General features: G+C 72.0%; 3 protein-coding genes. 1 reads left to right on the plus strand and 2 read right to left on the minus strand.

Features of this window, described 5'->3' with window-relative positions:
* Window positions 1–612: pirin family protein (locus AC08ON_RS10770; protein WP_476616883.1), on the plus strand; the 612-nt coding region annotated here is incomplete at its 5' end.
* Between the two features lie 75 nt (window positions 613–687).
* Here AC08ON_RS10770 and nicT read toward each other — a convergent pair.
* Both nicT and AC08ON_RS10780 read right to left on the minus strand, forming a co-directional pair.
* Window positions 688–1,803 (minus strand): Nickel transporter NicT, encoded by a 1,116-nt coding sequence (gene nicT, locus AC08ON_RS10775; protein ID WP_476607427.1) that lies wholly within the window; start codon window positions 1,801–1,803, stop codon window positions 688–690.
* 208 nt (window positions 1,804–2,011) lie between these two features.
* Window positions 2,012–5,660 (minus strand): alpha-(1->3)-arabinofuranosyltransferase domain-containing protein (locus AC08ON_RS10780; RefSeq protein ID WP_476616884.1); only part of this gene is annotated, 3,649 nt, incomplete at its 5' end.

Raw genomic sequence — 5,660 nt, forward strand, 5'->3', positions numbered from 1 at the left:
GCGGGCATCCTCCACATCGAGACGCCGCCGGAGGAGCTCGTCGTCAGCGGCGGCCTGTTCCACGGTGTCCAGCTCTGGGTGAACCTCCCGGCGAAGGACAAGTTCTCCCCGCCGCGGTACCAGAACCTCGAGGGTGGCCAGGTCTGCCTGGTGTCCTCACCGGACGGCGGTGCCCTGCTGCGGGTCATCGCCGGTGACACCGGGGGCCACCGGGGCCCGGGTGCCACGCATACCCCGATCTCCGTCGTCCACGCGACGCTGACCCCCGGCGCGGCGGTGCGCGTGCCGTGGAACCCCGAGTTCAACGCCCTCGCCTACGTCCTCGGTGGCCGGGGGACGGTGGGCCCGGACGCCACGGCGACCCGGGCCGGTCAGCTTGCGGTCTTCGGAACGGGGGATCTGCTCGGTGTCACCGCGGACGACCGGCAGGACGCGTCCTCGCCGAACCTCGAGGTCCTGCTGCTGGGCGGTCGGCCGATCCGGGAACACGTCGAGGTGTACGGCCCGTTCGTCATGAACACCCGGGCCGAACTGCGCCAGGCCGTCGAGGACTATCAGGCCGGCCGGCTTGGGGTCATTCCGGCGAACGCACTTATGCCGCATCGCGTCTGAACCCGACGACATTCCGGGGTTCGGGCAGCCGCCGGGCCCGTGCTGTCGGTGGTCCCCGAACCGGACGCCAGGCGGTCAGTCGGTGGGTTCGACCCGGCCGTCCTCGGGCCGGCCCGTCGCCCACCTCTCCTCAATGCGGCCGTACTTCCAGACCAGCAGAGCGGCGGCCCAGGTGGCGACGAACAGGCCGACGACGAAGTAGCCGATGACGTTGAGATCCAGACCCGCGATCCAGCCCCAGAACTCGCCGGTGAGATGTGCCTTCTCGGCGAGGATGCCGAGCAGTTCGACGCTGCCGATGAGGAACGCGACCGCGACGGACAGCCCGGTAATGGTGATGTTGTAGTAGAGCTTGCGGACCGGTTGGGAGAAGGCCCAGGCATAGGCGAAGTTCATGAACGAGCCGTCGATGGTGTCGAGCAGGCTCATGCCGGCGGCGAACAGGATCGGCAGGACGAGGACGGTGTACCAGGGCAGGCCGGCCCCGGCGGCGAGGAGGAGCAGGGCGACCTCGGTGGCGGTGTCGAAGCCGAGACCGAACAGCACGCCGAGCGGGTACATCTGCCAGGGTCGGGTGACCGCCCTGGTGAAGCGGCCGAGGACGCGGTTCATCAGCCCGCGGGAGTTCAGCTGCTCTTCCAGGCCGGCCTCGTCGTACCCGCCGCGGCGCATGTCCCGGAAGACCCTGATGATGCCGAGGAGAATGCCGAGGTTGAGCGCGGCGATGGCGTAGAGAAAGCCGCCGGAGACGGCGGCGCCGATCCAGGCGGTGATGTTGTGCAGGGTCGAGCCGTCGGCTTCGATCTGCCCGGCCAGGGAGCGGACGCCCACGCTGAACAGCAGCATCAGGGCGAACACAATCGTGGAGTGGCCGAGGGAGAAGAAGAAGCCGACGGACAGTGGGCGCTGACCGTCGGTCATGAGTTTGCGGGTGGTGTTGTCGATCGCGGCGATGTGGTCGGCGTCGAAGGCGTGGCGCAGGCCGAGGACGTAGGCGGTGACTCCGAGACCGACCCCGAAGACCTGGCCGTCGGCGCCGAAGCGGTAGTGGTGCGGCGCGATGATTGCCGTGAGCGTCACCCAGCCGATCACGTGTAGCCCGACGATGACCGCGGCCATGCCGCCGACACGCGCCCACTCCCGGCGGTCGAGCGCCCCGCGGACCCGGGTGGTAAGGCCTCCCCTCGGCATGGTGCCGGCCTGCGCGACCATGGCAGGTCTCCCCTCGCGGTGCACGCCGACGTGGACGGGGAAGTTTTTGTGCGGCGGGCAGAGGAACGATAACCAGATCATGGATGCTTCTGCAACTTAGTTGCAGAAGCATCCATGATGCGGAGCTTTGCCGCCGCCGCCGCGAGCCGCGGCCCCCGGTCGCTGGGCATCTCCGGTCGCCCGACCTTCAGCGGCCCGGAGGCTCCTCCCCCGGGCCCGTCCGGGGAGACGGCTGCCCCGCCGCGCGCCGTCGTTGCAGCTGGGCGACGAGCTGGTCGCTCGCCAGCAGCAGCACCGTGAGCCAGGAGACCGTCGCCACCTTCCCGAACGCGGCGACCCAGTCTCCGTCCGTCGGCAGCGCATGCCGGGCCTGCACCTGCAGCACGTACAGGGCGCTGACGCCCAGGCAGACCACCGGGCCGACGCGGGTCAGCAGCCGGCCGCGGGGCACGAGCAGCGCCACGGCCGTCGCCAAGGCGACGATGACCCCCGCTACCGGAGAGACCAGCACCGCCGAGAGCAGACCGATCCCCAACACGGCGAGCACGGTGGTGCGCGGGCCGACACGCCCCGCCCGGACGGACCACGGCTCGACTGTCGGCAGATCCGGCTCCGGTGCCCGGGACGACCGCGTGGCCACAGTCGCGCGGGCTCGGCGGGTGTAGAAGATCACCAGTGCTAGGGAGAGCAGCACCGTCACCGCGGACAGCGCCAGGGCGAACCACACGATCCGTTGTGGGGTCCAGGTCAGCGTGACGGTGAACCCAGCGGCCGTCGGGGTGATCCGCCAGCCGTTCGCGTAGCCGTCTACCAGCCTGGGGGTGCCCAGGTCGGCGCCGCCCACGGTCGCCTTCCAACCCGGGGAGAGGCTCTCCGCGAGCACCAGCCAGAACGGGGTACCGGGCCGCGCCCCCGTCACGTCGACGGTGAAGGATGTGTCGCCGGCCGATCGGACCGTCACCCGTGGCGTGGCGGCCGACGTCGTTCCGGTGGTGCCCGCCGTTCCCGTGGTGCCCGTCGCGGCCGGTGGGGTCCCGGCGGGGGAGACGGCGGAGGCGGCGCCGGTCGCGTCCAGCCACGGGCCGCCGCCGACGTCCGAGGCCAGCAGCAGGCGATCGAGATCGATGCCGGCGAGGGCCCCGTCGGCGGTCCGGATCACGTGCTCCCCCGGGCCGAGGGTGACCGGCTGGCCGCAGGTGGCGACGGTCAACCCGAGCCGGTTGACCGCGTCGGCGGTGCCCCCGGTGACCTGCACCCCCACCGGCTGACCGTCGATGCTCAGCAGGTCGGTCCGGCAGGGCGCGGGGATCTGGGCCGGCAACAGCCCCGTCGCGGTGCTCCCTGCCGTGCCTGCCGTGCCTGCCGTACCCGCCGTGGGCTGACCGGTGCCCGCGGCGCCGGTCGCGAGGCCGGGTATCCCGATCTCGGCGAGGCCCACCGGCATCGCCAGCGGCGAGCGGCTGATGGGGTCGATGCTGGTGACGGTCCGGGCATCGTCGATGACGAACTTCCACGTGCTGCCGGTGACGGCCGGGAAGGTGAGGGTCACCTCGCGGGTGCCCCCGCGCGCCGAGGTGTCGGTGACCGCAGGCACGGTCACCGCGCCGACCCGCTGGCCGTCGACCTCGATCCCGATGCGGGTCGGGATCGAGTGCCGACCGTCGGCGACGATCGACATCGTCATCGACGAGACCGTCAACGGGGTCGGCGAGGCGACCTGGATCCAGCTGCCTCGCGGGTTGCCGATGCCCGGGCTCCACGCGGTGGCCGGGTTTCCGTCGAAGGCGCTCGACGCCCGCGCGGCGAGCGATCCCGGCAGCCGGCCGGAGGAGGTCACCGCCGGGAGGGTGGCCGGGCGGCCCAGCACCTGGTCGACGCGATCGTCGGGGGAGTAGGCGGAGACGCGGGCGGTGCCGGTGAGCGCGAACGTCCGGGCCGTCGGCAGGGAGAACGACCGGCTGATGACCGACTCGGTGTCCTGCTTGAACGGTTCCGACGGGTTGGCCCGGTCCCGGGACACCTCCAGTGCCAGCCGGTGGCCGAGGGAGGCGGCACCGGCGGCGTCGAGGCTGTCACTCGGCATCCGCAGCACCTCCTCGGCCGTCAGCGGTGCCCCGTTTGCTTCGGGGATGGCGACCTCGGCGAACCCGACCGCGGAGACGTTGTCGTAGCTGCGCTGCCGGCCGGTGTTCGTCGCGTCGATGTGGATGCGTAACGTCCGGAAGGCCCGGGTGGGGAAGCGCACGACCTGCCCGGCGGCGGTGCGGGAGGCGTCGGTGAGCGCGACGGTCACCGGGGAGCCGCCGTCGAAGGTCAGCGTCGCCCGGGTGATCCACCGGTTGCGCGGCCCGGTCAGCGGCTGGACGAGGCGGATCTGGTTCGTCGTCGTCGGCTCGGCCAGCGTGGTCTGCCAGGCCTCCCCGGTCGGGTCGGTGAAGGCGCCGACCCGCCACGCGGTGCCCGGGTCGCCGTCGATCGCGCGGACCGGTCGGTCGGATGCCCCGTAGGAGAAGCTGTTCCCGTAGCTGGTGGCGGTCACCTCGGCGATCTTCGCCGGGGATCCCGGGGCGTGCAGGGTGGCGGTGGTCTCGCTGGTGACGTTCTGATCGGGGAACAGCGGCAGCCGGTTGTCGTTCGGGTCCTTCGCCAGCGGCCTGACCCCGGGTTGCTCGACGTAGCCGAAGTTCTCCCGGATGCCCGTCCACCGTTCGGCGCGCCGTCGGTTGGTGTCGGTGACGAGTAGGTCCGCACCGTCGTCGAGGGCTTGGCGCATCGCGGTGGGATCGGTGGCGAGTTCCGGGGCGTAGAGGATCGCCCGCCCGTCGGCGATCGGCTCGGCGAGCAGGCCGGAGGCCGCCGCGTCCACCAGCGCCTCCCCGTTGCCGCTGACGAGCAGGGGCCGCGCGGTGGTGGCGGTGCGCACGATCGGCTGCGCGCCGCTGACCGGGAAGACGGCCAGCGCAGGCGGATCGGGCACCGACGGGTCGGTGCCGAGGGTGACCTCGTCGGTGAACGGGATGCCGGGATCCTCGGCAACCGGCGGTCCGAAGGTCTGTGGTACACCCAGCCCGTCCGGTCTGTTCGAGGTGAACAGGTTCCAGGTGGCCCGGGGGCGCGGGGTCCGGTACCGCTCGTAGGCGAGGTTGCTGCGCAGCACCACGTCGCCTACGCCCATCAGCCGGGCGAGGTCCGGCAGGGCGGAGGTCTCGAACACCCCCTCCTGCAGTCGGCGGTCCAGCGAGCGGACCAGGTCGACGCTGCCCGCCTCGCCGTAGGGGATGAGTTCCCGCATGACCAGCGGACGGTCCATCAGCCCCTCGGTGACCGGGTCGAGGGTGCTTCCCCAGCGGTAGTGGGAGAAGTCGGCACCGGGAAGCTCCAGCACCCGGGTGCCGTTGTTCCTGGTGTCCAGGGCGCGCGCGAGTTCGGTCTCGTAGGCGGGGACGTGCTCGGGGCGTTCGAGTAACGGCTCGACGAACTCGCCGCGGAACAGCGGTGACATGTCGAGGGCCAGCAACAGCAGGACCACCCCGGTGGCGAGCGGCGGAACCAGCCGTCGGCGCCGGCCCGACCGGACCGGCCGTCCACCGGGGGCAGCCGTAGCGGTCGGACCGGCCGCCGCGTATCGCTCCCAGAGCGCTGTGAGCCCGCCCGCGAGCAGCACCGACATGCCCAGCGCCACCATGGGGACCGCCCGGGGCAGCGAACGCAGCGCGAGACCGGCCGTCGATCCCTCGGCGAAGTCCTTGAACAGCCGTCCCCAGGGAGAGGGATCGTCGTACGGGTAGACGCCGACGGCGATCGTGGTGCCCAGCAGGACCAGCGCGACGAAGTAG

It is taken from the genome of Frankia sp. CoWAU3, from assembly GCF_977971855.1.

What these genes read in the sequence shown, in the direction of transcription:
- nicT (WP_476607427.1), bottom strand. Translation starts at nt 1,803, where the DNA reads ATGCCGAGGGGAGGCCTTACCACCCGGGTCCGCGGGGCGCTCGACCGC.